Origin of the sequence: Gilliamella sp. Occ3-1 (assembly GCF_001690655.1) — a bacterium.
In the GTDB taxonomy this organism is placed as follows: domain Bacteria; phylum Pseudomonadota; class Gammaproteobacteria; order Enterobacterales; family Orbaceae; genus Gilliamella; species Gilliamella apicola_P.
In genome coordinates, this window is the sequence record NZ_LZHQ01000034.1 from 55,846 (window position 1) to 80,458 (window position 24,613).

Annotated in this window: 24 protein-coding genes and 3 pseudogenes; 3 read left to right on the forward strand and 24 right to left on the reverse strand. The window is 33.7% G+C overall.

Annotated features, from left to right (window positions below):
• Positions 1–6: 6 nt before the first annotated feature.
• From A9G43_RS09945 to accD, 4 genes are all read right to left on the reverse strand, one after another.
• Positions 7–489: a CvpA family protein gene (locus A9G43_RS09945; protein WP_065608758.1), complete on the reverse strand. Its 483-nt coding sequence runs from the start codon at positions 487–489 to the stop codon at positions 7–9.
• Positions 490–566: 77 nt separating this feature from the next.
• On the reverse strand, positions 567–1,151 hold the full coding sequence (locus A9G43_RS09950) for an SPOR domain-containing protein (protein WP_065608664.1): 585 nt from the start codon (positions 1,149–1,151) through the stop codon (positions 567–569).
• A gap of 12 nt (positions 1,152–1,163) precedes the next feature.
• Positions 1,164–2,435, reverse strand: coding sequence for a bifunctional tetrahydrofolate synthase/dihydrofolate synthase (folC, locus tag A9G43_RS09955; protein WP_065608759.1), 1,272 nt, complete (start codon positions 2,433–2,435; stop codon positions 1,164–1,166).
• A gap of 6 nt (positions 2,436–2,441) precedes the next feature.
• Positions 2,442–3,332, reverse strand: coding sequence for an acetyl-CoA carboxylase, carboxyltransferase subunit beta (gene accD, locus A9G43_RS09960; RefSeq protein WP_065560793.1), 891 nt, complete (start codon positions 3,330–3,332; stop codon positions 2,442–2,444).
• A gap of 308 nt (positions 3,333–3,640) precedes the next feature.
• On the opposite strand from accD, the gene tmaR reads away from it, so the two are divergent.
• Positions 3,641–3,961, forward strand: coding sequence for a PTS system regulator TmaR (gene tmaR / locus A9G43_RS09965; RefSeq protein WP_065608665.1), 321 nt, complete (start codon positions 3,641–3,643; stop codon positions 3,959–3,961).
• A gap of 53 nt (positions 3,962–4,014) precedes the next feature.
• Here the strand turns inward: tmaR and yciH are convergent, their stop codons facing one another.
• The 15 genes and pseudogenes from yciH to casA form a co-directional block, all read right to left on the reverse strand.
• Complete coding sequence (gene yciH, locus A9G43_RS09970; RefSeq protein WP_065608666.1) at positions 4,015–4,335, reverse strand: stress response translation initiation inhibitor YciH; 321 nt, start codon at positions 4,333–4,335, stop codon at positions 4,015–4,017.
• 10 nt (positions 4,336–4,345) lie between these two features.
• Positions 4,346–5,050 carry an orotidine-5'-phosphate decarboxylase gene (gene pyrF, locus A9G43_RS09975; RefSeq protein WP_065608667.1) on the reverse strand — a complete coding sequence of 235 codons (705 nt, stop codon included), beginning with the start codon at positions 5,048–5,050 and terminating at the stop codon, positions 4,346–4,348.
• 895 nt (positions 5,051–5,945) lie between these two features.
• On the reverse strand, positions 5,946–6,203 hold the full coding sequence (locus A9G43_RS09980; protein WP_065608668.1) for a hypothetical protein: 258 nt from the start codon (positions 6,201–6,203) through the stop codon (positions 5,946–5,948).
• 48 nt (positions 6,204–6,251) lie between these two features.
• A pseudogene (locus A9G43_RS11445) lies at positions 6,252–6,775 on the reverse strand (SGNH/GDSL hydrolase family protein).
• A 749-nt stretch (positions 6,776–7,524) separates the two neighbouring features.
• Positions 7,525–7,905: a hypothetical protein gene (locus A9G43_RS09990; RefSeq protein ID WP_065608670.1), complete on the reverse strand. Its 381-nt coding sequence runs from the start codon at positions 7,903–7,905 to the stop codon at positions 7,525–7,527.
• Positions 7,906–7,932: 27 nt separating this feature from the next.
• Positions 7,933–8,079 (reverse strand): hypothetical protein, encoded by a 147-nt coding sequence (locus A9G43_RS11450; protein ID WP_141674073.1) that lies wholly within the window; start codon positions 8,077–8,079, stop codon positions 7,933–7,935.
• Positions 8,080–8,463: 384 nt separating this feature from the next.
• Positions 8,464–9,447, reverse strand: coding sequence for a DNA polymerase III subunit delta' (gene holB, locus A9G43_RS09995; RefSeq protein ID WP_065608671.1), 984 nt, complete (start codon positions 9,445–9,447; stop codon positions 8,464–8,466).
• Positions 9,444–10,085, reverse strand: a complete 642-nt coding sequence (gene tmk / locus A9G43_RS10000; RefSeq protein ID WP_065608672.1) for a dTMP kinase — start codon at positions 10,083–10,085, stop codon at positions 9,444–9,446. Before tmk ends, holB begins: the two co-directional genes overlap by 4 nt.
• A 973-nt stretch (positions 10,086–11,058) precedes the next feature.
• Positions 11,059–11,308: pseudogene (cas2e, locus tag A9G43_RS11455) on the reverse strand (type I-E CRISPR-associated endoribonuclease Cas2e).
• A 153-nt stretch (positions 11,309–11,461) separates the two neighbouring features.
• Positions 11,462–11,823, reverse strand: a pseudogene (locus A9G43_RS11460) (type I-E CRISPR-associated endonuclease Cas1e); the annotation flags it as partial.
• Between the two features lie 11 nt (positions 11,824–11,834).
• Entirely contained in the window at positions 11,835–12,506 is a 672-nt protein-coding gene (gene cas6e, locus A9G43_RS10005) for a type I-E CRISPR-associated protein Cas6/Cse3/CasE (protein WP_065608673.1), read from the reverse strand.
• Positions 12,507–13,250: a type I-E CRISPR-associated protein Cas5/CasD gene (gene cas5e / locus A9G43_RS10010; RefSeq protein WP_065608674.1), complete on the reverse strand. Its 744-nt coding sequence runs from the start codon at positions 13,248–13,250 to the stop codon at positions 12,507–12,509.
• Between the two features lie 12 nt (positions 13,251–13,262).
• A complete protein-coding gene (gene cas7e / locus A9G43_RS10015; protein WP_065608675.1) occupies positions 13,263–14,327 on the reverse strand; it encodes a type I-E CRISPR-associated protein Cas7/Cse4/CasC in 1,065 nt (354 codons plus the stop codon).
• 20 nt (positions 14,328–14,347) lie between these two features.
• Positions 14,348–14,950, reverse strand: coding sequence for a type I-E CRISPR-associated protein Cse2/CasB (gene casB / locus A9G43_RS10020; protein ID WP_065608676.1), 603 nt, complete (start codon positions 14,948–14,950; stop codon positions 14,348–14,350).
• Positions 14,951–14,961: 11 nt separating this feature from the next.
• Positions 14,962–16,530 (reverse strand): type I-E CRISPR-associated protein Cse1/CasA, encoded by a 1,569-nt coding sequence (gene casA / locus A9G43_RS10025; protein ID WP_065608677.1) that lies wholly within the window; start codon positions 16,528–16,530, stop codon positions 14,962–14,964.
• 386 nt (positions 16,531–16,916) lie between these two features.
• Between casA and A9G43_RS10030 the strand changes: the two genes are divergently transcribed.
• Positions 16,917–17,312, forward strand: coding sequence for a hypothetical protein (locus A9G43_RS10030; protein ID WP_065608678.1), 396 nt, complete (start codon positions 16,917–16,919; stop codon positions 17,310–17,312).
• Positions 17,313–17,326: 14 nt separating this feature from the next.
• The gene (frdD, locus tag A9G43_RS10035; protein ID WP_065608679.1) at positions 17,327–17,683 is read left to right on the forward strand and encodes a fumarate reductase subunit FrdD; all 357 of its coding nucleotides are present in this window, start codon (positions 17,327–17,329) and stop codon (positions 17,681–17,683) included.
• Between the two features lie 82 nt (positions 17,684–17,765).
• On the opposite strand, the gene A9G43_RS10040 is transcribed toward frdD, so the two are convergent.
• From A9G43_RS10040 to A9G43_RS10060, 5 genes are all read right to left on the reverse strand, one after another.
• Entirely contained in the window at positions 17,766–18,632 is an 867-nt protein-coding gene (locus A9G43_RS10040) for a hypothetical protein (protein ID WP_141674066.1), read from the reverse strand.
• An 83-nt stretch (positions 18,633–18,715) separates the two neighbouring features.
• Positions 18,716–20,461, reverse strand: a complete 1,746-nt coding sequence (gene yejF / locus A9G43_RS10045; RefSeq protein WP_065608681.1) for a microcin C ABC transporter ATP-binding protein YejF — start codon at positions 20,459–20,461, stop codon at positions 18,716–18,718.
• Positions 20,458–21,489, reverse strand: coding sequence for an ABC transporter permease (locus tag A9G43_RS10050; RefSeq protein ID WP_065560805.1), 1,032 nt, complete (start codon positions 21,487–21,489; stop codon positions 20,458–20,460). The genes yejF and A9G43_RS10050 overlap by 4 nt, the downstream gene beginning before the upstream one ends.
• Positions 21,489–22,577 (reverse strand): microcin C ABC transporter permease YejB, encoded by a 1,089-nt coding sequence (locus A9G43_RS10055; RefSeq protein ID WP_065560806.1) that lies wholly within the window; start codon positions 22,575–22,577, stop codon positions 21,489–21,491. The genes A9G43_RS10050 and A9G43_RS10055 overlap by 1 nt, the downstream gene beginning before the upstream one ends.
• A gap of 1 nt (position 22,578) precedes the next feature.
• Positions 22,579–24,468, reverse strand: coding sequence for an extracellular solute-binding protein (locus tag A9G43_RS10060; RefSeq protein WP_081298121.1), 1,890 nt, complete (start codon positions 24,466–24,468; stop codon positions 22,579–22,581).
• Positions 24,469–24,613 lie beyond the last annotated feature (145 nt).

Sequence of the window (24,613 nt, forward strand, 5' to 3'; positions counted from 1 at the left end):
AATTTATTATACTAAAAACGAAGAAGACTGTTGTATAAAATCAAAAAACCAACGAATAATAAAATGAAAATGAGGAATTAGCTGCGATTGAGTCCAGTAATGGGATTGGGATAGCGGCGTTAAAGTATCAATAAAAAAGAGCACAGCAGCAACTACTAAAATTCCTCGTAACGTGCCAAAGCAGATACCTAATACACGATCAGTACCAGATAACCCTGTTTTTTGTACTAATTGTCCAATAACATAAGACACAATCGAACAAACTAATAAGGTAGCAATAAATAGGATAACAATTGCTACAGCAATACGTATAACATCGCTATCAAAATAAGTTAAATAATCGGTAACGTAGGTATAAAATCGGCTAGAAATAAAAAAAGCTAATATCCAGCTAATTAATGATAATGCTTCTCGTACAAAACCCCGTACAATACTAATTAATGCAGAAAAAGCAATTATACCGATAATTGTAAAATCAACCCAGTTCATCATAATAACTCTCAATTCTATATTAACAATATTTAATATTAATTATTGGTTACAACATAAAACAAGCAAAACAACGATTAATTAGCAACAATAATACCTTTCAATTTTGTTAGATTATTCAGGTTTATAATGACTTGTTCTGCTTGTTCTTTTTTAGCATAAGGCCCAACCTGTAATTTAATTAATTGATTAGGTTCAGGTCTTTGAGGTATCGTTCTAACGCTATAATTATTTAACCTTAACAATGCAACTAACTCTTCTATTTTTTGTTTATTTTTTAAAGCGGTAAGCTGGATAAGATAAGGTTTAGATTCTTGCTGTAACATTGAAGGTGTAATTATTGTTGTCAAATCATCGGGATCATCAACAATATCAGTTGCAACTAACGAGCTTAAATCTTGATCTGAATCAGGTAGATAAGGAGTCTCTGATAGATTATTGGTAAAATTTTCATTAATATCATTAGATGATGCTACGTTCTGATTTTGTTGCGTAACCACTTCTGGTTGCAAAATTGGCGTTGTTGAAGTTCGTAAATTAGATTTATCCGTTAAAATCCATGGTGCAAATACTGCAATAATAAGTAACAATGCAGCAAAACCTACAAGGCGATTTCTTACTTTATTTTGATTTTTATAATTAATTTGTTGATTGTTCGTCATGATTAATTTCACTTAAAGCTCAGTTTCAGCTAAAACATCCGATACGGTATGAAATGAACCACATACCACGATAATATCATCCTCTTTAGCATCCCGCATTGCCTTTTGATAGGCCTTAGATACCGTATCAAATGTTGATATATTGAGCTCACCTTCATTTAGTAAGTGTTGTTTTAACACTTCAGCGCTACAACCTCGTTCACCATAAAGTGAAGCACAATACCATTTATCACCTTTTAAGTTGGATAAGGTACTTTTAATATCTTTATCCTTAAGCATGCCAACAACAAATATAACTTTACCCACATGCAAATATTCTTCTTTTAGTTTTTCTAATTGTTGTGTTAAATAAACTGCAGCATGTGGATTATGTGCTACATCAAGGATAACCAGTGGTGATGTTTGAATAATTTGAAAACGCCCAATTAAATTGGATTTTGCCAGTCCTTTAGTTATTTCATCTTGTGTTATTTTAAGTAGTGAATAACTTATAGCTGCAATTGCAGTTGCTGCATTAGCTAAAGGAACATTGGCAATAGGTAAATTTTCATACTTTTTAAATTTTGACTCAAAACCCCATGAATCTTTGTTAAGTTGTTGATAATACCAATCACTATTCACCCTATAGACAGAGCAATTCACAGCTTTTGCCACAGTCAAGATAGATTCTGGCACATCTGGCTCACCAACAATAGCTATACTTTTAGGTTTAAAAATGCCTGCTTTTTCACGCCCGATATTTTCACGGGTATCACCTAAATAATCAACATGATCAATACCAATAGTTGTAATGATTGCTACGTCAGCATCAACAATGTTGGTTGCATCAAGCCTTCCACCAAGACCTACTTCTAATATAACAACATCTAATTTTGCTTGTTTGAATTGATAAAGTGCAGCAAGTGTTGCATATTCAAAATAAGTAAGCGATATCTCACCTCTGGCTTGTTCAATTTCGACAAAAGCTTTTACAGTTTCTTTCTCGCTTGATTCTTGATTATCAATACGTACCCGTTCCGTAAAACGTAATAAATGAGGAGAACTATAAACACCAACTTTTAAATTCGCTTCAAGCAATATCATTTCAAGCGTTCGACAAGTAGTTCCTTTGCCATTGGTACCAGCAACGGTAAAAACATAAGGCGCTGGTTGTAATAAATTAAGACGCTGGGCTACAGTTTTTACTCGTTCTAAACCTAAGTCGATGGTTATAGGATGTAGTTGCTCTAAATAACAAAGCCATGTCTTTAGATCTGACATGGCATTCGGTTGATTGTTTAGCATACTCAATTAAACTGTCTCGTTAAGGGTTGCTTCATTAAACGGATCAGGTAGTTTCATTAATTTTGTTACTAAACTGGCAATTTTAGAACGCATATCTTTGCGATGAATGATCATATCAATTGCACCTTTTTCAAGTAAAAATTCACTACGTTGAAACCCTTCTGGCAATGTTTCGCGAACAGTTTGTTGAATCACTCGAGGACCTGCAAAACCAATTAATGCTTTAGGTTCAGCAATATTAATATCTCCCAACATTGCTAGGCTTGCCGATACACCTCCCATGGTTGGGTCGGTCATTACTGAAATATAGGGTAAACCTTCATCTTGCATTTTAGCAAGAATAGCACTGGTTTTTGCCATTTGCATTAATGAAAATAGCGCTTCTTGCATTCGTGCGCCACCACTTGTTGAAAAGCAAATTAAAGGACATTTATCCTCAATGGCTTGCTCTGCGGCGCGAGTGAATAATGCACCAACAACAGAAGACATTGAACCGCCAATGAAGGCAAATTCAAAACAAGCAACAACCACAGGTACACCTAGTAATGTACCCTTCATAACAACCATTGCTTCTTTTTCGTGAGTTTCTTTTTGAGCTGCTGTTAAACGATCTTTATATTTTTTCGTATCTTTAAATTTTAAGATATCTTTAGGCATAAGATCTGCACCAATTTCGACATCCGAACCCTCATCTAAAAAACGGTATAAACGTACACGGGCAGGGATATGCATATGGTGATCACATTTTGGACAAACTTCTAAATTAAGATCTAGTTCAGCTTGATAAATGACTTCATCACAGTTAGTACATTTTGTCCAAACGCCACCAGGAATATTCGCCTTTTTATGATCTGACGATATATTATTTTTACTAAGAATTTTTTCAATCCAGCTCATTATGATTCTCTCATTCTGGCACTTTTTACAAATTTGGCGACCATTGTACAATACTTTGCACTAATTCTTAATAGCTGTTTTTATTTTTATGTTATTGCACAAATAAATATATATAATATAACAATATTTTAATAAATATTTATAAATAAAATCTGCTTAAAATCAAATTTAAAATAGCTAACACTCAGCAGATAGCTAATATACAGAAATATCATTTTGTTTAAAAATATATTAATATGATCTTAAAAAATTATTGGTATATAATTGGTATAAGTTTATTTTCCATTTTTTGAAATAAGGGGTTTTAGATGGACAAGGAAAAATCAACCGCACCATCGTTTCAAGATGTATTAGAATACATTCGCTTATCACGCCGTTTAAATAAGTTAAAACGTGAAATATCAGATAACGAAAAGAAAATTCGTGACAACCAAAAAAGAGTACTGTTGCTTGAAAACTTAAGCGAGTATATTAAACCAGATATGACTTATGAAGAGCTTCAAGCGATTATTGCTAATATGAAAAGCGATTACGATGATCGTGTTGATGATTATATTATTAAAAATGCTGAAATTTCAAAAGAACGTAGAGAAATCAGTAAAAAGATGCGTAGTTATCGCTCTAGTTAAATCTTATTATATAGCGTCCATTTTTATTGTGGACGCTATTTTTATAGATTAAATCAGCCCCCAGCTAATTTTACTTTAAATCCTTTATCTTCTAGCAACGACTTTAATAAATCCCTTTTATCACCTTGTATTTCAATGATGCCATCTTTAACTGCTCCCCCACAACCACAACGTTTCTTCAATTCTGCTGCTAACTGTAATAATTGAGTATGATCGATATCAAATCCAGTAATAACACAAACACCTTTACCTTTACGACCTGACGTTTGTCGTTGAATTCGAATAATACCATCCCCCTTAGGCCGTGAGATAAGTGTTTGAGTTGGTTTAATTCGACCTTTATCAGTCGAATAAACAAGTGGATTATCAGACATAATAATATTATTAACTCTTGCTTGGATTAAGTGTTGTTAAAATTGTTTGTAAAGCTTTAGCGGGATCTTCTGCTTGGGTAATTGGGCGTCCAATAACTAAATAATCAGAACCCGCCGCTAGAGCTCGCTGAGGCGTCATAATACGACGTTGGTCATCTGGATTAGTATCTGCTGGTCTAATACCTGGTGTCACCAATTTAAAATCGCTGCCCAAACGTGTTTTGAAACTTTGTACTTCTTTAGCCGAACAGACTACACCATCAAGCCCACAGTTTTTAGCAAGTATTGCTAATCTAGTCGCTTGCTCTAAAGGTGATACGTTGATACCAATTTCTTGGAGATCAGTTGACTCCATACTAGTTAATACTGTTACCGCAATCAAAATTGGCGCATCTTTACCATATGAATAAAGTGCATCCTTAGCAGCTGTCATCATACGCGAACCACCACTAGCATGAACATTAGTCATCCAAACACCAAGATCGGCAGTGGCGGCAATTGCTTTTGCGACAGTATTTGGAATATCATGAAATTTAAGATCTAAAAAAACATCAAAACCTTTTTGCATAATCTGCTTGATAAAATCAGGTCCAGCATGCGTAAAAAGCTCTTTACCTATTTTAAGGCGACAATCTTTGGGATCAACTCGATCAATAAAATTCCATGCTGATTTAACATCGGCAAAATCAACTGCAACAATAATTGGTGATACCATAATTTACTTATTCCTTTTAATCAAAATTTTAGCTATTTTTTCTAACAAATTTATTTAAATCAGCATAAAAAATACGAGCAATTTCTTTATACCCTTGTAAAGTTTGATGCACTAAATCTGGACGAGCAAGTCCTCTTTGCCGCCACTGCTTAATAGCAAACTTACCCGCCCATTGCTACTCGCCAATCCCCAAATAATGTTTTTTTCGACTTGACTACTTGCTTTTAAATATTCATTATTTTTTCAAAAAATTTTGGCATATCGGCTCCATTTACCATGGTATCAGGCGGTATCATTATTAATATAATAGCATTAGGTAATGTTTTACAAATCAGTCTAATATTGTTAACTAAGTTTCTTCGATACTAACTGGCATCTAATGTTTCATCAAAACTTTTATTTGTTCCGTATTCAAGAATAATTAAATCACTTTGTGATATAGTTAGTTCTTTAAACCAATTTTCCTTCCACTTTTGCCAAATTGCCTGTTTAGCACCATTAGTAGCAATAGATGAAACAATAACACCTGATTATTGATAACCAGTTAACCAAATTCCCCAAGCTCTATATCTTTTTGACTCTTTATTACTAAAAGTATTTTAGACAAAACCGATGCTGTTTGCCAAATATTTGAGGCAGAATTATAGTTTAAATTAATTTTTTTATCATTTGTATCATAAAGCGCTAGCAAGTTTGAAGTGTTTTAAAGGTTAACTTAACTTGCCAATATTTATTATAAGATCTTTTTGGAGCAATGTGGATAGTGTCAAAATCATGACTTGGCTTAGCAATAATCCCCTCATAGGAAAATCCAGATTACTTAAAGTTCGACTACTTAGTACATCCCAGTTTTTAGCTCTCCATGTAACAGCTGTAAGGTTCTGCCCTTTTATAGCTACAGGCGCGTTACCCAACCAATACTTGCGTTACCATACTTTCGTTGCATTAACTTTCTAAACTCACCAGTAAAAAAGTCAGCTGCTGAATGTAAATCACCAAATTGTGTAATATTGACCACTTGATTAGTTCGTTTTTTTCCGCTAACAATTTTAGACGTTTTGCAAAAACGTTTAACGTTAAGATCACCAAAATCAACAATAGCAGATACGGTAGTAGTTTTACTTTCAGCTACATTACAACCAACAGTAATCATTATTGCTATTATGGTTGCAATATATTTTAAAGATTCACTATGAGTATCCTATAATTCTTTATAAAATATTTGTTCCATAGCGGCTTTAGCCAGAATTCTTTGACCAGCTATTGTAAAATGAATCCCATCATCAGTTCTTACTTTAATTTTTGCTTTATCTGTTTCTATAAAATTACTAAACTTTTCATATGTACAACCAAATAATTCATTTGTTATTAAGAAATATTGTTGAATTTTTTCTAGTTCAGATCTATATAAATTATTTAGATAAGCCATTCCATTACTTAATTTTGGTTTACGCATACAAGCTGCTACAAGCCAAAGTACTTGGACATTATACTCTATAGCACTATTTAAAATAGATGCAATACGCAAACAGTATTGTTCTTCCCATAATTCAGATTTGAATTCAACATGTTTGATATAACCTTTTACACGAAAACCCCAAGGATCATTAGCACCAAGAAAACGACAAGTAATTTAATTGAAGAATCTGCAATTAAATTATCATTGATTGTTTTTGGCCAATTAAAAGCATTTGGATAAGCAAGTCCTGTGCTCTGTTTTCTCAAATCAAGGCTTTTATTTTATACTGTTTTAAAAGAGCATTTTTTAACATATGGTGCAACACCTTGTATCAGTGAATCATCAACAAAAAACACTTTATCATTACTTGTTAATATGATAGGTAGCAGCTCGTGGTGTAATTTAATATTGTCTTGTATTTTTTCAGGATTATTTTACAATATGGGCTTGGTTTCTGGTTGATTGCGATTGGTAGTATGAGAATATGTATTTGAATTGGAATCCATTTTACTACTTAATATTCATTTTTTGCTAATTTCCATGCTCCTTTGTTTCTATAATTTCTTCAATTTTCTTATTTTGTTGCCCTTTTTATGCTCGACTACTGCTAACTTGGATTTTTTCTCATTAACAGGTAATACATCATCAATCGGTTGAGTAAGCAAAACTGGGGACAGGGTTGTTACATTTTCTTGAAATTTTTACTATCACTTTTATTTTCTTCAAACTCTTTTGTCAAAATTTCTTCAGAAGAAATCGTATTACTGTCAAATAAATCTATATAATACGCCTGCTGACAATAAGTCAGTATTGATTTGTAATAAATCGCTATTAATGTAATGGCGGTAATCGACAATACCAACAATATATAGCTTGCTGATAAAGACTACTAGTAATAACATGTGTTTTTTACTTTGTCATTATCCTTTTGAGCTTTTTTTATGCGTGTTTTTATTCAGTGATTTATAACGTTGCCGTTTCAAATTAGATTTAGATTTTTTATATATCATCATAATTAAAAATTAGCGTAAATAAAATTTGGCATACCTAATGGCGCAATATAAATAACTAACCACAAAATTACAATAAATACCAAAGGTAAATATAAATGCGGTATTTTAGTTAGCTGTATAATAAACCACTCAGTAAAATTTTTAACTATTGGATAGGTAAAGTAGATGAAACTAATAACCAAAAATGCTTCTGCATAGTGTGGTTCTATAAAGAAGTTATGCACTAATGCTGTCATATAATCTAATGCATCAGGTAAACTGTCGCTATTAAAAAATAGCCATGTAAAACAAACATAATGCCATGTCAATAAACGCGCCACCCAAGGCGAGCGTATAGCTATCCAACCTTTTCCTAAATAACGATCACCAATGTTAAGTGCCACAATACCAATACCGTGACATGCCCCCCCTTAAATAATAAAATTAATGCCAGAACCATACCATGGTCCAGATAGTAACATTGCCAGCATGAAATTAATTTGTATCCGAATAAACCCTCGGCGGTTGCCTCCTAAAGGAATATAAATATAGTCGCGGATCCAACGAGATAAACTTATATGCCAGCGAGTCCAAGATTTCTCAAATTCATACTAAATAAGGAAGATTAAAGTTAATTGATAAGCGAAATCCTAGCAATAAAGGCAATACCTGTAACTAAATCTGTATACCCTGAAAAACTTAAATAAATTTGTATTGCATAGGCATAAAGACCTACAAGCAAATCAATCACACAAGTATAAATAAAAAGGATAAGCGAAAATTACCAGCTATAGCTGCCAACAAGAAGATAACTTGCTGTTAAAAGCAGGATGCTCTGTACTTTGGGCGATACTCGACATCCCCAATATAAGGCAAAGAAAGCGATAAAGAGTAAACCAAATTCAATAGATAAATAACTCACTGCAATCTTTTTTATTTAACTGTATACTTTCCTGAAAGTTTTAGCCTATTACTTCGGATTGAGCAAGCACATTATAAACAATAAGTTCCTTATTCAATCCAGTAATAGCCAATAACTGGGTTCTTGCTTGTAACCATAAATCATAGAGCGATGAAATTTTTTCATTACTTTTAGTTGCAAGCAGCCGAACTAATGGGACTTGATCACGATTAACAATAAAACGCCCCACTTTTTGCTTTGCTTTAAGCGCATCACTTAGTAATGCACAAAACCAAATAATTCGTTCAATAAAATCTTCACTATCAAAGGTTTTAGCCAGTTGCCAATAGTTATTTTGTGGTACAACATCTAATAGATGATCACAGAATTTTTTTCGTTGTTGCCACTTTTCTGGCATTAGTAGTGCAACCGCTTTTAGCGGCGCATTTTCGCTCAATAATAACGCCGAGGCAAGTTCATTATCGTTGTATTGCTGACGGTGTAGTTTTTTTAACCATTCAATAGAGATTTCCAATTTTGGAACAGGTAAAAAATAAGAAAAACAACGACTATGAATTGTTGGCAGTAATTTGCTGTTATGGTCATCACTTAAAATAAAATATGTGTTTTCTGGTGGCTCTTCTAAAGTTTTTAGCAATGCATTAGCGGCTGCTTCTGTCATTAATGCTGCGCGTTTTATCCAAATGACTTTATTACCACCCTGCTGAGATTTTTCATAAACTTTGTTTGATATTTTACGGATCTGATCAATACCTATTGACTGTTTAGATTGTTCATTGGTTATCACATAATAATCAGGATGATAGTGAGACAAAAATAACTGGCAACTATGGCAGTTTAAGCACGGTTCCAATTGCTGTGAAGATTGACATAATAAACGGTTTGCAAGCATTGAAACAAACTCATCTTCACCACTGCCTTGAATATAATTAATTAATAAAGCATGATGAGCCCGTTTATGTATAATTCCAGAAGCTAATTGCTGATAAGGCAACGAAAGCCAAGGATAGTCATTTAAGATCATTCAATATCAACCTGTTTAGTTAACCATGTTGTTAAAATTTTTTCAATTTGCCCATTCACATTGTCAATTGATTTTCCAGCATCAACTGTAATGATGGTTTTATCTTGTTCGGCAAGTTCTAAATAACATTGACGAATTCGTTCAAAAAACGGCAATGACTGTTGCTCGATGCGATCGAGTTTGCCTCGAGATCTTGCTCGCATTAATCCTATTTCAGGCTCAATATCCAGATATAAAGTAAGATCAGGTTTAAAATCACCTAATACTTGTTCTTTCAATGTTAGCATAAATACTTTATCTAACTGACGCCCACCACCTTGATAAGCTTGTGTTGATAAGTCATGACGATCACCAATAACCCACTTACCAGCTTTAATTGCTGGCCTAATCACATTATCAATTAGCTGAATACGTGCAGCATATAGCATCAGTAACTCGGCTTTGTCGGTCAAAGGATCATTATCCAAACCATTTTTAATAATATTGCGTAACGCTTCAGCAATCGGCGTTCCACCAGGCTCTCGGGTAAATTGCAAATCGCCAATATTGTGTTGATTCAAAATACGAGCAACGGTATTAATAGCCGTAGTTTTACCGGCCCCTTCAAGCCCTTCGATGACAATAAATTTGCCTGTCATACTAAATTCCTAATCTATTTATGATAAGCCTCTTTAATATCACGCTATTGTACGCTATTTTTGCAGATTATTTTAACCTGCATTATTAATACTTTTTATAATATACCCAAAAGAACCTCATGAAACATTAAATAACATGTTTTTTATTACAAAAGAGGCAGAGTAATTTTACGTGAATTGTGTGTTCACTTGTAGGAGATTTTCTCAACTATTTATTTTTTACGTTATTTTTTTGTAAAAAAACATTCAATAGTCTATACTGTTTAATGATTAATTTAAACTTTGCGGTATTTTATTTGTTAATAACCTGTAAGGACCATCGTATAAATCAAAAATTCACTAAACCAATCTACAAAAAAACAAATAGAAAAGTTGAAAAGCATGATACATACGTTAAAGGAGAGGTGAAATATAATCAGTAAATATTTAGCGATTCAAAAGATAGAAACAAAAGCTTAAAGATTTATTCACTTTTATAATACGGTTAAAAGACATAGGAAAAAATGCCTTATGAGTTTTCAGAAGATTATTTAACCATGAAATGTAAATAATCCGGCATATTCCTAAAAGAACAAAGCTATCTGCTAATATCAACTTCATATCATCAAGCAGTTTACCCCTGTGGGGACTGAGAACATATCGTTCTGAGATAAGAGTTATATTTCTTATTCGGTTTATCCCTGTGAGTACAGGGAATACCAACACATAGATTATGATAAAGTGAAAGATAACGGTTTATCCCTGTGAGTACAGGGAATACATCTTTTTCCTTTTGTTCCAAGTGCAATTTTTCGGTTTATCCCTGTGGGTACAGGGAATACTTGTTTAAATTTAAATAAATTAGCTTTGTAGGCGGTTTATCCCTGTGGGCACAGGGAATACTAAATGTAGATAATTGTTTTATTTACATTTATATTTTTGTCAAATTCTACCAGATTTTTTATTTTTTTAAAGAAAATTAATTTATTGATTTTTAAAAGATAAAAAAGGCCAATCTTAATCTATCTAGATCTACCAGAACTCTTCTGTTTCGCCATAGGTTTGGAAGTCAAATTCTGATTCGGTATTAGTCGCTCAAGCAAGAATAATATTAACGTATTTAATTAATTCAATTAGTTGCTGCCATATCATTTCTCTAATCGGTCTTGATATATCTTCGATGTAAACTCCCGCGCTAATTTCTAATAACCAAATAGCTAAACGCCCCTTAGTCTAGGTGGTATATTCTCAGCAACAACACATACTCATTAGAGGATCGGCAAGTGATTTAAACTCTGGGATTGCTGGAGGCAAAATGTCATCAGGTGGTAATAGTGGTTCTATAAGGCATGCAATACGTACTTCACAATCAGGATCTGGGATTTATTAGCTGCTATTTCAAAAGCTTTGGGATCGTAATTTCTCCCATACCATTTAACATGATAACGTTTAGCTAGTAATGTGTAGATTTCACGTAATCGAGAACCTTTTATACTTCGGAGTTGATCTACCGAACGCCTGCGTCCCCCACCCAAACAAATAATGTGCCAACTATTGCTGCCAATTGTACAGCAGCATGAGACACTCTTGTTCCCAGTTCTTGCATCATACAGGCAATAGAGTTGACGAGTATATGAGTTCTCACACCGTTTTTATCAAAAAATACAATACACCATCTAAAACATTAATTTGTCCATATTGTAAAATATCATTAATATTCTATTTTTAAGGGAATAGGTTTAATTGGAATATACGCCATTTTAGTTTCCCCTATTGATAACGTTTGATCAAAAATAATCCACAACCAAATCCTTTACTTTTACCAATTCCTTGATGAAGTGTATCTAAAAATAGGTGAGGATCAGTAACTGTTAAAATCCCTTTAAAATCAACACTAGTATAAGTAATTGGATTCAAATTTTTTCGCTTATTAAATTGATGTTGATAAAACCCTAAAATATTACAGCTTAGTTGCTGTTCAGCATTTTTTATCAGTGAAAACCCTTTTTTCTCGCCTTGTTTAATCAACCAATTTAGTGCAGCTTTATTTTGTAAAACGTTCATTTTTACCGATGATAACCCTTGTTGCTTAGCTAATAGTCTCGCATTTGTCATCACGTCAGATCGTTTACCATTTTTAAAAATAACAGGGTTTGCACGCAGTGAAAAAATTAATTTTATACCACTAGTTAGTTGCGGTGAGTAGGGTTTTGTTTCTACAAAAAATAATGGATGAGTGGTCACTGGCTCTACTTGAGATAATAAATAATATTGCCTGCTTTTTTTTGTTTGTTCTTCACGAAACAAAAAAGTTCGTTTTTCTTGATTCGGAAAAAGTTGCCACAGCCATTGATGAATCGCATATTGACCAGCATACAGCATCTTTTGTTGCATTACATAAGGGAGCACATCCAGTTTCAAGGTAACTCGAGAAAAATACATCTATTCGCTCCTTCTTAAATATCCTGAATATTGTAGGCGAGGTTTAAAATGCCAATGATTACGGTTTATTGGTTGATCTTGTCGACACTGAATTTTAATCACTTCAAAATCGGCATATTGATCTTTATGTTCCCAATAATATTCATCAGCAACGCTATTTAATAAATTATTAATGACAGGATCATGTTGATGATATTGTTGATAATGGTTATCAGCAAAAATAAAAGCATCACAAAGTTTCCCTTTATAAACAACAGGTGATAAAGGTAATGCCAATGGTGAGTTTTTTCTACCTATATATAATGGGAAAACAGGTGTTAATAATGCCTGCCGTATTTGTTCAACACAATACGGTGCACCTGCGGTCTCTGTCATCACAATTTGATAATAAATATCGTTATAATACTCACGCTGTGAAAGTAAAGTTTCTAACTCATTGGGACTGCGACAAATTTCATCAAAACGAGTATATAATGATGCTTTTTTATTAGTTTTGGGGACTTGAACAGTTTGGTAATCACTAAACCAACTGCTCTTTGCTCTAAATATACGTATAGCAAATTGATAATGCTGATTAAAAATATTAAGTTTTTTGTCTTTGCGCCGAATTCCAAGCGCTGCAGCCACTAATCCTAGTAACGCTGAGCGAGAAGGAATAGCATTGCTGTGGCGAACCTCGCCAACTGCGGGTTCACCCCATGATGTTAGTGGCGCATAAATTTGAAAAATAAGATGTTTTATCATCTTGATTACTCCTTATTTTTGCGCAACAAAATCTAATGCAGCTGTTAAGTCTCCTTCTCCCTTTTCGGTATTGAGCACATAACGAGTGTCGGCACATTGACCATAGACTTTATCAAATTTATCGAGTTGTTGTTCTAAACGTTCAATAGCATCATTCAACATATTTTCGCTACGGATTGGATTAAAATAAGCAACGGCTAGAGAACGAGGTTGCTGAGCGCCTTTTTCAATTAATAAATAGGAGGTATAAGCTCGTGATGCAAAGCTATTTTGCATGCCAGTTGGTGCAACTTTTGCTGACGCTTCGGTCAAAGCCTTCAATGTTTTTTCAACCAATACTTCATCGCCATTTAGGTTTTCAAGTAATAAATCACGGCTAATGCAAATGTAGGTATAAAACAGTGCAGAGGCAAAACCTCGTTCACCTAAATGCGCTGAGCCTGCATCTTTTTCCTTATTATTTAAATCATCCACCGCTGTAAAAAAGTCATCCTCAATTGTAACGGTGCTAACTCCCAAAGCATGAGATACTTGGCAAGCGGCTTCAATATTATATGCTGGGCTATCGGCTAACATTCGTCCAAATAAAGCAATATCAATGCTGCTATTTTCTTTACGGAGTAATTTAACTTCAGCATCTGTTGGTTCACGTTTTTCATTAATTAATATTTCCACTAACTGCAAAATGGCCTGCTTTTCATTGCTACTAATGTGCACCAACTGCTCAATATCCAAATTATCCAGAGGATCTTTAGGGAATTTTTCATTTTTTACTTTACCAAATTGTGCTGCAATTTTAATTGCACTCGCTTTAGCAATTTTATCAGAAACGCCTTGCTGAACCATTGGTTCATAAATCCATAGTCTTGCAAATTGACGAGTGCGTGTTCCTATATTGTTACTTAAGGATTGATAAAAACAATCAGAGTTTCGCCATGCCCTTTTTAAACTTTGTGAAGAGATACGTAAACGATCACTATTACCCATTTTCGCTGTTTTTGGTCGACCAAGATCATCACGATTTAAATTAGAAGGAGGATAAGCAGTTAACAAGTGCAATTGAATAAATGTTGTCATTGTTGTTATTCCTTAGAGGTTTATTTAGTCGAATAGTAATCCATTGCCCAACGAACAGATTGGCGTTCAAATGGATTGATATCTAGAGATAAATTTTGTAGTCGATTATACCCCTCTTGTACCCACAAAAAGATTCCATCAGCAAGTGAAAAGAGGTTTACACCATTTTCACCACGTAATTTGACCGCACGAATCAGTCGATGGCAAAACTCTTCTGGTGTTTTACTACTTTGTAATTGTTCAAAACGTAATGGAGATATAATTTTATGTTCTCCACCTTTTGCTTTTTCACTTAATTGTGCAGCAAAGGAGGTTTGTTCATTATTAGCATTAGCAAAAACAGCAACCGAAACAAATATTGCCAATGCTTGTTGATAAAAAGGGGATTGAGTTAATCTGTGAATATCATTAAATAGTGCATTGGCTAAACAATAATACCCTTCTTGTAACATGACCCCAAAAGGTAATGTAGCTCGACGTAGTTCAGCGCGTAATTTTCTCCCGCTATAAGTGTTACCATTAAAACTATATGACCTTTGTTGCAACATTGAAAACCATTCATTTACACATTTTCTATGGCTTTCATTTAAAATAACCGTTTTTTTCATAACATTGCCTGACATATTATTCCCTCTTATCCACAAACAAGGTATTCGGTATTTTTTATACTTTTTATATATTTAAGTTTATTAAAGTCTCTGAGCAGTTTTTCTCTAGCATTGATTTTTTTAGATACAATCATCTTATCATTAAGATTAACATGGGATACAACCATCTTATCATCTGGGTTAGCAAAAGCGGCTTTATCATAGATTTGTGTAATATATTCTAGTAAAGTATTTGCCCAATTTGATAATAAATGGAATCGGCCATCTGGATTATCTTTTTGCTCAATAAGTTGTTTTACAAACTGGTAAAATGCCAATTCAGTTTCTTTCCAATAAGCGGTATCTAGTGCACTTGATTGTTTATTGATTGTTGCCATGGCTTTACGTAGTATTTGTATGGTATTTTTACTTAATTTTAATGCGAGTGATATGAATTTTCCTACGTCGCTATTAGGATCGGTTAAAGCGGGATATACAGGGAAGTTATGTTCATACCAGCAACGAGCCTTCATATTGTCAAAATCAAAACCAAAGCACCATAAGCGATATTTTTCGTCATTTTTTAACCTACGAGCTTCATTGATGATGACAACTTTTGCTGCTTCAATATTATCATGTTTTGTTATCATACCTAACCAATCGCGATAAACTAAACCACCTGGTTGACCTTTAATAGCTAATGGCACACCAATTTTACTATCGATTCGGTATGGTGTTAAAGGGTGTCGCCAATGTTGATATTGAATACCGTAATTTTTAGTTTGGTATTGCGTAATTAATTGTGACGAGGCTTCTCCACACAGATCACATTCACCTTGTTTAGTCTGTTCAAAATCAAGTTCTATTCTTCGAGGCATCCCCCAAAAAGCTTGACAATAATTGGCTTGCTCAGGAAATAAACTAAAATTCTTTGGTGGTTCACTGGTTTTAGTTGTATTGAGCCAAGGAAAGATAGACTGATCAAACTGACGTGGTTTATCATCTTCATCCAATGGTATTACATTTAGCCATAATTTTTTCCATAATGGTGTTGGTTTATTCAGCTCAGGCATAAGTAAAGTCGTTATTGGTCCACCACCACGTAAACTTACTCGATGTCCTTGACCGCCTGATGGCGCATTAGTTTGTAAGGTAAATAGTGCTATTGCTGCACAATGAGGACAAATTGCATTGACAAAATCACGTTTAATAAAATGATCTGTATTCTTCTTTAACGCATTTTCACCAGGCGCTTCCACTAATAACCCAGATATGGAAACTTTAGTACCATCTAATTTAGAGAAATCTTGCATAAAAGCTGGTTTAGTTGCCCCAAATTGCATGGCAGGTTTAGCTTGGGCAAATGCTTCATCTAAATCAGATTGCAAAATGCCATCATGCCAACAGTCAAACCACTCATCATCGTCTTCTGGAGAGAAGGTTGTTTGCAACAACCCGATAAGAAATTGGTAAGCAGCACCTTGAAAATCAGGTCTAAAATAGGCGAAATCAAAAATAGTTTCATCAACAATTTGGCTAGGTTTAATTTTACTAACATGCCCATCAAAATGAATAACTGGAATCCATTTTTCATTCAAAAGCGATAAAGAGAACAAACTATACTCCTTATTATGATTTTAATATAAGCAGAAAGTTAGTTTTTCCGTTTATACGTTTGGCTTAAATTATTTTTTGTCAAATTTTAAACAAAATAATTATATTAGTTAAACAAAACTTTATACTTTTGGCTAGAATTTATTGTAAAAAATGAGATCTGCATTTAATTTTTTACTAGATGTAAAAAAACAGATCTTCCAAGTATGCTATATTTAATGTTTAATAGTTGATTTCGATACACTGATACCAAGTATTGCGTGAACAAAAGCATGTATTATCTATCGCCCAGAAATTAGCGACATAGGGCTGATTAACACTTATAATAACCAAGCAAAAAACTCCAAACTATTACTAAAATAAAACATAATGCAATCTAGAGAGATTTATGAATCAACAAAATACCAATAATTGCCTTGATACGACTCAAACCGATGTAAAGCGTCCTTTTATAATTTCAATTATGCATAAATTAGTTCCTTTTTCGATGATTTGGGTAAGTTTAGTTTTAATGTATGGCGTAATATGTATGTACACTAATGCTGTTGGACAAGATGAGTTTTACCGTTTTATCTTTTTTTTGCGTAGTCCTTTTGTAGTAGTACTTAATTGTATTGCATTATTTATTAGTGTTTACCATTCAATGGTTTGGTTTAATTTAATACCTAAAGGTTTACCTTGCACAATATTTAATAAAAAATCTAACACATTATTATTGATTGCGGGACTGTGGATGGTGATGCTAACTGTTTCGATTTCTTTATTTTTATTTGTATTGAAGTGAGTGGTATTGAATTAATGAAAAATCAACAAATTCAAATTAAAAATACTGATGGAAAAGTTATAAAAGGGTTATTTGCTTTAGGTAGTACATGGGCTGCAATTTTTTTACCTGCTGTACTTGTAATTTTAACATTTATCATTCCTTTTGGCGATGTGGTAACGCGTTCTTATATTCTTAAAATAGCCAATAAAGAAATCGGAAAAGTCTTTTTATTTTTGATGATTTCATTACCTATCTGGTGTGGATTACAACAAATTTTAACTATTTTACACGAGCGTAAAATTCACCCCAAACGTGAAAAATTACTGACGTTTGGATTAGCATTAGCATGGACATTACATGCTATTTATATATTGTTTATTCGAATGTAAGGGATGTCTTTTCAGTTATAAGGGCAATGGTAAGATTACACAAAATGTTATCAGCCAAATCACGTTTTGTGTAATCTAGAGGCTAATAATAAGTAAGTTCGCGGGTAATAGTTGTCTGTTTACCACCTTGATTATTTTTAACTTTAATTGCTGTTAGCCAATCGTTTTTTTCATTAAAAGTTAAAAATTTAGTTACATAATGAGCCGCCTCTTTGCCTGATGATAAATAATAAGAAGTTTCAATGGTTATTAATCGATGATGATCATTATCATATTGATACAAAAAATCACTCTCATTTTTCATATTATTGCTAAATTGGAACAATACTTTGGCTAACTGTTGTTCTTGATACCTAAACGTATAAATTGAAGCACCTTTTTGGTCTCTACCAGTGTAGTTGCCGTTCTCATCAGTTTCTTTAAGTTGCCATTGTACATTTTTATTGATAAGACAATTATTACTGTCGTACATATAATTATCCGTTTCAAAAAAAACAAAATCGACAGCTTTTTTAGTTTGCTGTGATGCGACAATTTTGCCTTGTTCATCGGTATTAAATTGGATAATGCTATTGGTTTTATCTTCTACATCTTCAATGATATTTTCCCAACCAGATTTATTTTTCTGTAGGTATTCCGAATAAACTCGGGTATTTTTATCCGAATAAAGATCATAATGGCTTTGTGTGATAAGTCCATTAGAAGCATATTCTAGTTTGTGTTTAGCTGTAGAACCATTAGCATCAGTTCCCAATTTGGTAATTGAAGTTCGAATCTCTTGTTTGATATCTTTTACTGGTGAATCAATATAATCAAAGATTTGAAAGATATAGTTATTTGCCGCAACTATATTCTGAGTAGGATTATCACTACAGTTTATTGCCATAGCATCTATTGAAATTATTGATAAACAAGTAGTTAATAAAAAAGGTAGTATTCTTTTTTGCATAATAAACCTGATAAATAAATTGGTATATTGATTTATTAATAATGGTTTATAATAAACCATTATTAAATTATTGCTTTGCATATTTATTTTTTACGCATTAACAGGGCATCTTCCCAATTGACCTCCCTTTCTTTTTTCTTATCTCGCCGTAGTTCTTGTTGTGATTCATCTTTATGAGTGAATTTCTCTGGTTTTTCCATTTTATCTATATGTATCATAGTTCTACTCATTTTTCGCGGTGGTTTATCTAAAAATGAAAGTAACGTCTTGGTATATTCATGTTCAGGGGAATGGAAGATCTTTTCACGCGAGCCTTGTTCAATAATATTACCATCTTGCATAACAATAACTTGGTGACACATTGTATAAACCAAAGATAAATCATGGCTAATAAACAAATAACTAAGCTGATGCTTTTCTTGCAATGACTTAAGTAAATTAATAATTTGTTTTTGAATGGTGTGATCTAACGATGACGTAGGTTCATCTAAAATCAATAATTCTGGCTGTAAAATTAAAGCTCTAGCAATAGCTATTCGTTGACGTTGCCCTCCCGAAAACTCGTTAGGATAACGATAACGCATACTTGGATCAAGACCGACTTCGAGCATGATATTAGTAACCTCTTGGTCTCGTCGAGCTTTACCGAATTTTTTGTGTGTCATTAACCCTTCACTAATAATTTGCTCAACATTAAGACGAGGGTTCAATGATGAAAATGAATCTTGGAACACTACTTGAATACGACTTCTAAATGGTAACAGTTTTTTGCCAGTTAGTTTTTGTATAAGATGACTATCAAATACAATATCGCCCTGTGATTTAATTAAGCGCAAAATAGCTAGTGCAGTAGTAGTTTTACCCGATCCTGATTCACCAACAATTCCTACAGTTTCACCTTGATGCAACGTAAAACCAATATTATTGATAATTTTCTTTTTTGCACTACTAAATAAACGTTTTCTGGCAATAACTTTAACACTAAGATAATTAACATTAAGCAATATCCCAGAAGTATCAGGCAAAGGTACTGGATCACCACTAGGTTCTGAATTTAATAGTGTTTGAGTATATTCAGATTCTGGACGTAAAAAAATACGCTGCTTACTATTGTATTCAACAATTTGTCCTTGTTGCATAACAGCCACTTTATCTGCAAGCTTTTTAACAATACCAAGGTTATGCGAAATAAAAAGCATACTCATATTGAGTTCTTTCTTTAACTCTTTTAGTAACTGAATAATTTGCGCTTGTACAGATACATCTAGTGCTGTTGTCGGTTCGTCAGCAATAAGTAACTTTGGATGTGTTAATATTGCCATAGCAATCATTACTCGCTGCCTTTCGCCGCCAGATAGTTGATGAGGATAAGCTGATAATTTACTTTTTGGTTCCTTAATACCTACACGATCAAGGTATTGTAAAATTTCGCCACGAGCTTGATTACGCTTCATTCCTCGATGTAACGCCAGCACTTCATAAAGTTGCTTTTCAACTGTATGTAAAGGATTTAATGACACCATCGGTTCTTGGAAGATCATGCTAATTTCATTGCCACGAACTTTACGAAGTTCTTTATCTGGCGCATGTAATAATGATTTTCCTTCAAACAAAATATCGCCAGTTGGGTATACAACTTGTTCTTTACGTAGTAGTCGTAAAATTGATAATGCGGTAATGCTTTTCCCTGAGCCTGACTCCCCCACTAACGCAAGTGTTTCTTGCTCATTAATATCAAAACTAATATTACTTACTACTTGCGATAGTAAATGCGTACTGCGTTTAAATGCAACACTTAAATCCTGAACGGATAATAAAGGAGAACTCATTGATACACTCCTTTGTTTGGATCAAATGCATCTCTTACTGCTTCGCCAATAAAAATAAGCAGTGACAGTAAAGTTGCAATAACTAAAAATGAACTGACGCCAAGCCAAGGAGCTTGTAGATTGTTTTTACCTTGTAGTAATAATCGTCCTAGTGATGGCGAATCAATCGGTAAACCAAAACCTAAAAAATCTAGCGCTGTTAGTGTTGTTATCGAGCCACAAAGTATAAAAGGTAAAAAGGTTAATGTTGCCACCATGGCATTAGGCAAGATATGACGAAACATAATTTTAGTGTCACTAACTCCCATTGCTTTAGCTGCACGAATATAATCAAAATTGCGAGTACGCAAAAATTCAGTACGCACTACACCTACTAAAGCCATCCAACCAAATAATACGGTAATACCTAATAACCACCAAAAATTAAGCGGTAAAATACTAGCTAATAGAATAATAACAAATAGCTCTGGTAACCCACTCCATATTTCTATGAAACGTTGACCGATTAGATCAATTTTACCTCCATAATAGCCTTGTATTGCCCCAAAAATGACACCAATAATTGAAGTGAAAATCGTCAAGAAAATCGCAAAAAACATAGATATGCGAAAACCATATAAAATATTGGCTAATACATCGAAACCTGCATCAGTGGTGCCTAACCAATGTGATGCCGAAGGCGGCGTTGGAAACGTGTTTGATGTATCATAAATTAATGTATTGTAGCTATAACGAAAAGGTGCCCATAAAATCCAGCCATTAGCTTCTATTTTATTTTGTACAGCAGGATCAAGAAAGTTAGTTTGCGTGGCTAATTGTCCACCAAATTCCGTTTCTGGATAAAAATGAAAAATCGGCGAATAGTAATTATCCTGATATTTAACAAAAATTGGTCTGTCGTTAACAATAAAATCAGCAAATAGGCTAATCAAAAAACAGATCATAAATAACCAAAGTGAATAATAACCACGACGATTTTGTTTAAATCGTTGCCAACGCTGTTGATTAATAGAGTAATGGGTGGTCATTAGTTGCGAGCCTCAAAGTCAATACGTGGGTCAATCATCATATAAGATAAATCAGATAATAATTTAGTAATAAGGCTGATTAATGTAAAGATATACAATGAACCAAAAATCACCGGGTAATCACGTTGTATAATTGCCTCATATCCCAATAGCCCAAGTCCATTAAGCGAAAAGATAATTTCAATCAATAATGAACCTGTAAATAAAATACCAACAAAAGCCGCAGGAAAACCCGATACAATCAGTAATGTTGCATTGCGAAAAACATGTTTATATAAAATTTTTCTTTCACTTAATCCTTTAGCACGTGCGGTTATTACATATTGTTTGCGGATTTCATCTAAAAATGAATTTTTAGTTAGCATGGTGAGTGATGCAAAACCGCCAATGACCATTGCGATAGTAGGTAAACAGATGTGCCATGCGTAGTCTTTTATTTTGCCCCAAAAATCGAGTTGATCAAAATGGTTTGATATTAGCCCACGTAGAGGAAAAATATCCCAATAACTACCACCAGCAAATAATACAATAAATAAAACTGCCAATAAAAAAGCAGGTATTGCATAGCCAATAATAATTAATGTACTTGACCAAAAATCAAATGCAGAACCATCTTTCACTGCTTTGCGAATGCCTAACGGGATTGAAATGAGATAAACAATCAAAGTACTCCATAATCCCAATGAAATTGAAACAGGTAAACTTTTGGCAATTAAACCTAGTACTGATTCACTTTTAAAGAAACTATTACCAAAATCAAATAATATATATTTCTTTAGTGTTTCGATATAACGTTCAAATATCGGTTTATCAAAGCCGTACTGCTTTTCTATCATTGCGATAACTTGAGGATCAAGCCCACGAGAACCTCGATAATTTGATTCGTTTTTATACTGCTGTACGGATATTGACGAGTCACCACTCCCTGGCAATAATCCTTGCCCTGCTTGCGGGCCATTTTCAATCATGGCTAGTGCCTGATCAACAGGCCCACCAGGCGCAACTTGTACAATAAAAAAGTTGATAGTCAAAATCACAAACAATGTTGGAATAATCAGCAACAGTCGACGAATAAAATAATTTAACATATTAATGTTCCCGATTTTTAGACAGGCTAGCTGCTTTGTTTGCATCATACCACCAACTATCAATCCCTATACCATAAGTCGGTTGTATAGCTGGCTGCCCAAATTTGTTCCAATAAGCATAATAAGTTTTACTGTTATACCACATTGGAATCATTGGATATTCTTGCGTTAAAATACGATCAAGCGCACGTCCTAATGGGACAAGTTCTTCTTGATTATCCACATTCTTAATAATTTCAGCGATAATGCCATCGATAGCTTTATTATGTAACCCCGAAGCATTCCACGATGAGTTAAGGTATTCACTTCCCCAAAACATCAATAAATTAGAATTAGGATAATTTACGGCATAATAATAACGTGCAACCATATCATAATCACGCTCACGAACACGCCGTAAATGTTGTGCGGAATCTAACAAGGTAATTTTCATGGTGATCCCTAAGCGTGCTAAATTTTGTTGAAAAGGAATAGCATATTTAATATCGCTACCAAGGGAGCTGATCAGTTCAAATTCAAATGGTTGCTCAGTTTTAGTGTTAATTAGTTTACCATTTTTAATTTCCCATCCAGCTTGTTTAAGCAATTCAGCCGCTTTTAACAAATTGTCGCGATTAAAACCTTGCCCATCACTTTTGGAAATAGAATAAGCATCGCCAAAAACAGCTTCGGGAATAATATGTTTATAAGGATTAAGCCATTTTAATTCTTGCTCTGTCGGCTTACCTTTTGCCGCATAAATGGTGTTTTCAAAAAAACTATAAGGTCTTTTGTAACTGTCATAATAAAAGGCATGATTTAGCCATTCAAAATCAAATGCCAAGGAGATCGCTTTACGTACTTTAATATCTTTAAATAGTTCTTTTTGTAAATTAAATGCGAGCCACTCAGTATCGGTTGCGGTTTTAACAGGTTTTTCTTGTTTAATAATATGGCTATTATCAAAATATCGACCTTGATATTGAGCAAACCAATTTTTTGGTTGATCTTCAGTTCGCAAATCATATTCACCAGCTTTAAAGGCTTCTAGTGAAACATTGTCATCCATATAATAATCAATGCGTTTTTCGTCAAAATTATCTAAACCTTTATTAATCGGCAAATCACGTGCCCAATACTTTGGATTACGTCGATAAACAACATATTGCCCCATTTTATAATCGCTAATATAGTAAGGGCCACTACCAACAGGTGGCGTGCTTAATGGTTCTGAAAAATCATGATGTTGCCAAAAATGTTTAGGAATAACACGCATACTACCCACAAATGAAAGAAGTTTTTCACGATCCGACTCAGGAATATCAACACGCACATGGTGATCATCGATTGCCTTAACAGTAATGCCTTTATTATAAACACGATATTGAGGTACCCCTTCGGTCATAAATTTATGAAAGGTAAATTCAACATCGTGGGCAGTAATGGGCTTATCATCTTGAAAACGAGCATTAGGGTTAATTGCAACTTCTGCCCAACGGTATTGGTTAGAGTAGGTTATTGAAGTAGCAATAAGTGGATAAAAGCTTGTGATATCATCAGCTGTACTAGTAAAAAGACTATCATACAGTGATCCTGAATTACGTTCAGGTGCGCCACGGCTAGCAAAGCGATTCAAATTATCAAAAGAGCCAACTTCTGCCAATTTAATTACGCCACCTTTCGGAGCATTAGGATTTACATAATCAACATGTTGAAAGTCAACATGATACTTTGGTTGACCTGAAAGTGAAAAGATGGTTTTGCGGTAAATTACCTCATGTTTTTCAGTAGGAATAACGATATCAATTTGTTGTTCTTCATTGGCTAAAGCCGGTACAGAACAAATGGCTATACCACCTAAGCAACTCAAGATGGATAATGTTTTTACATATTGTTTAATTTGGCTAATCATCCTAATTCCGTTCCTGCTTTACTTAATAATAGCATATTTATGTTATTTTTTTATTAACATATCCAAAAATCGTTTAAGACGATAACATTTACTTCAATTATTTATCTATTTTGCCAAACTTCAACGAAATGAGCAAAACTTAAAT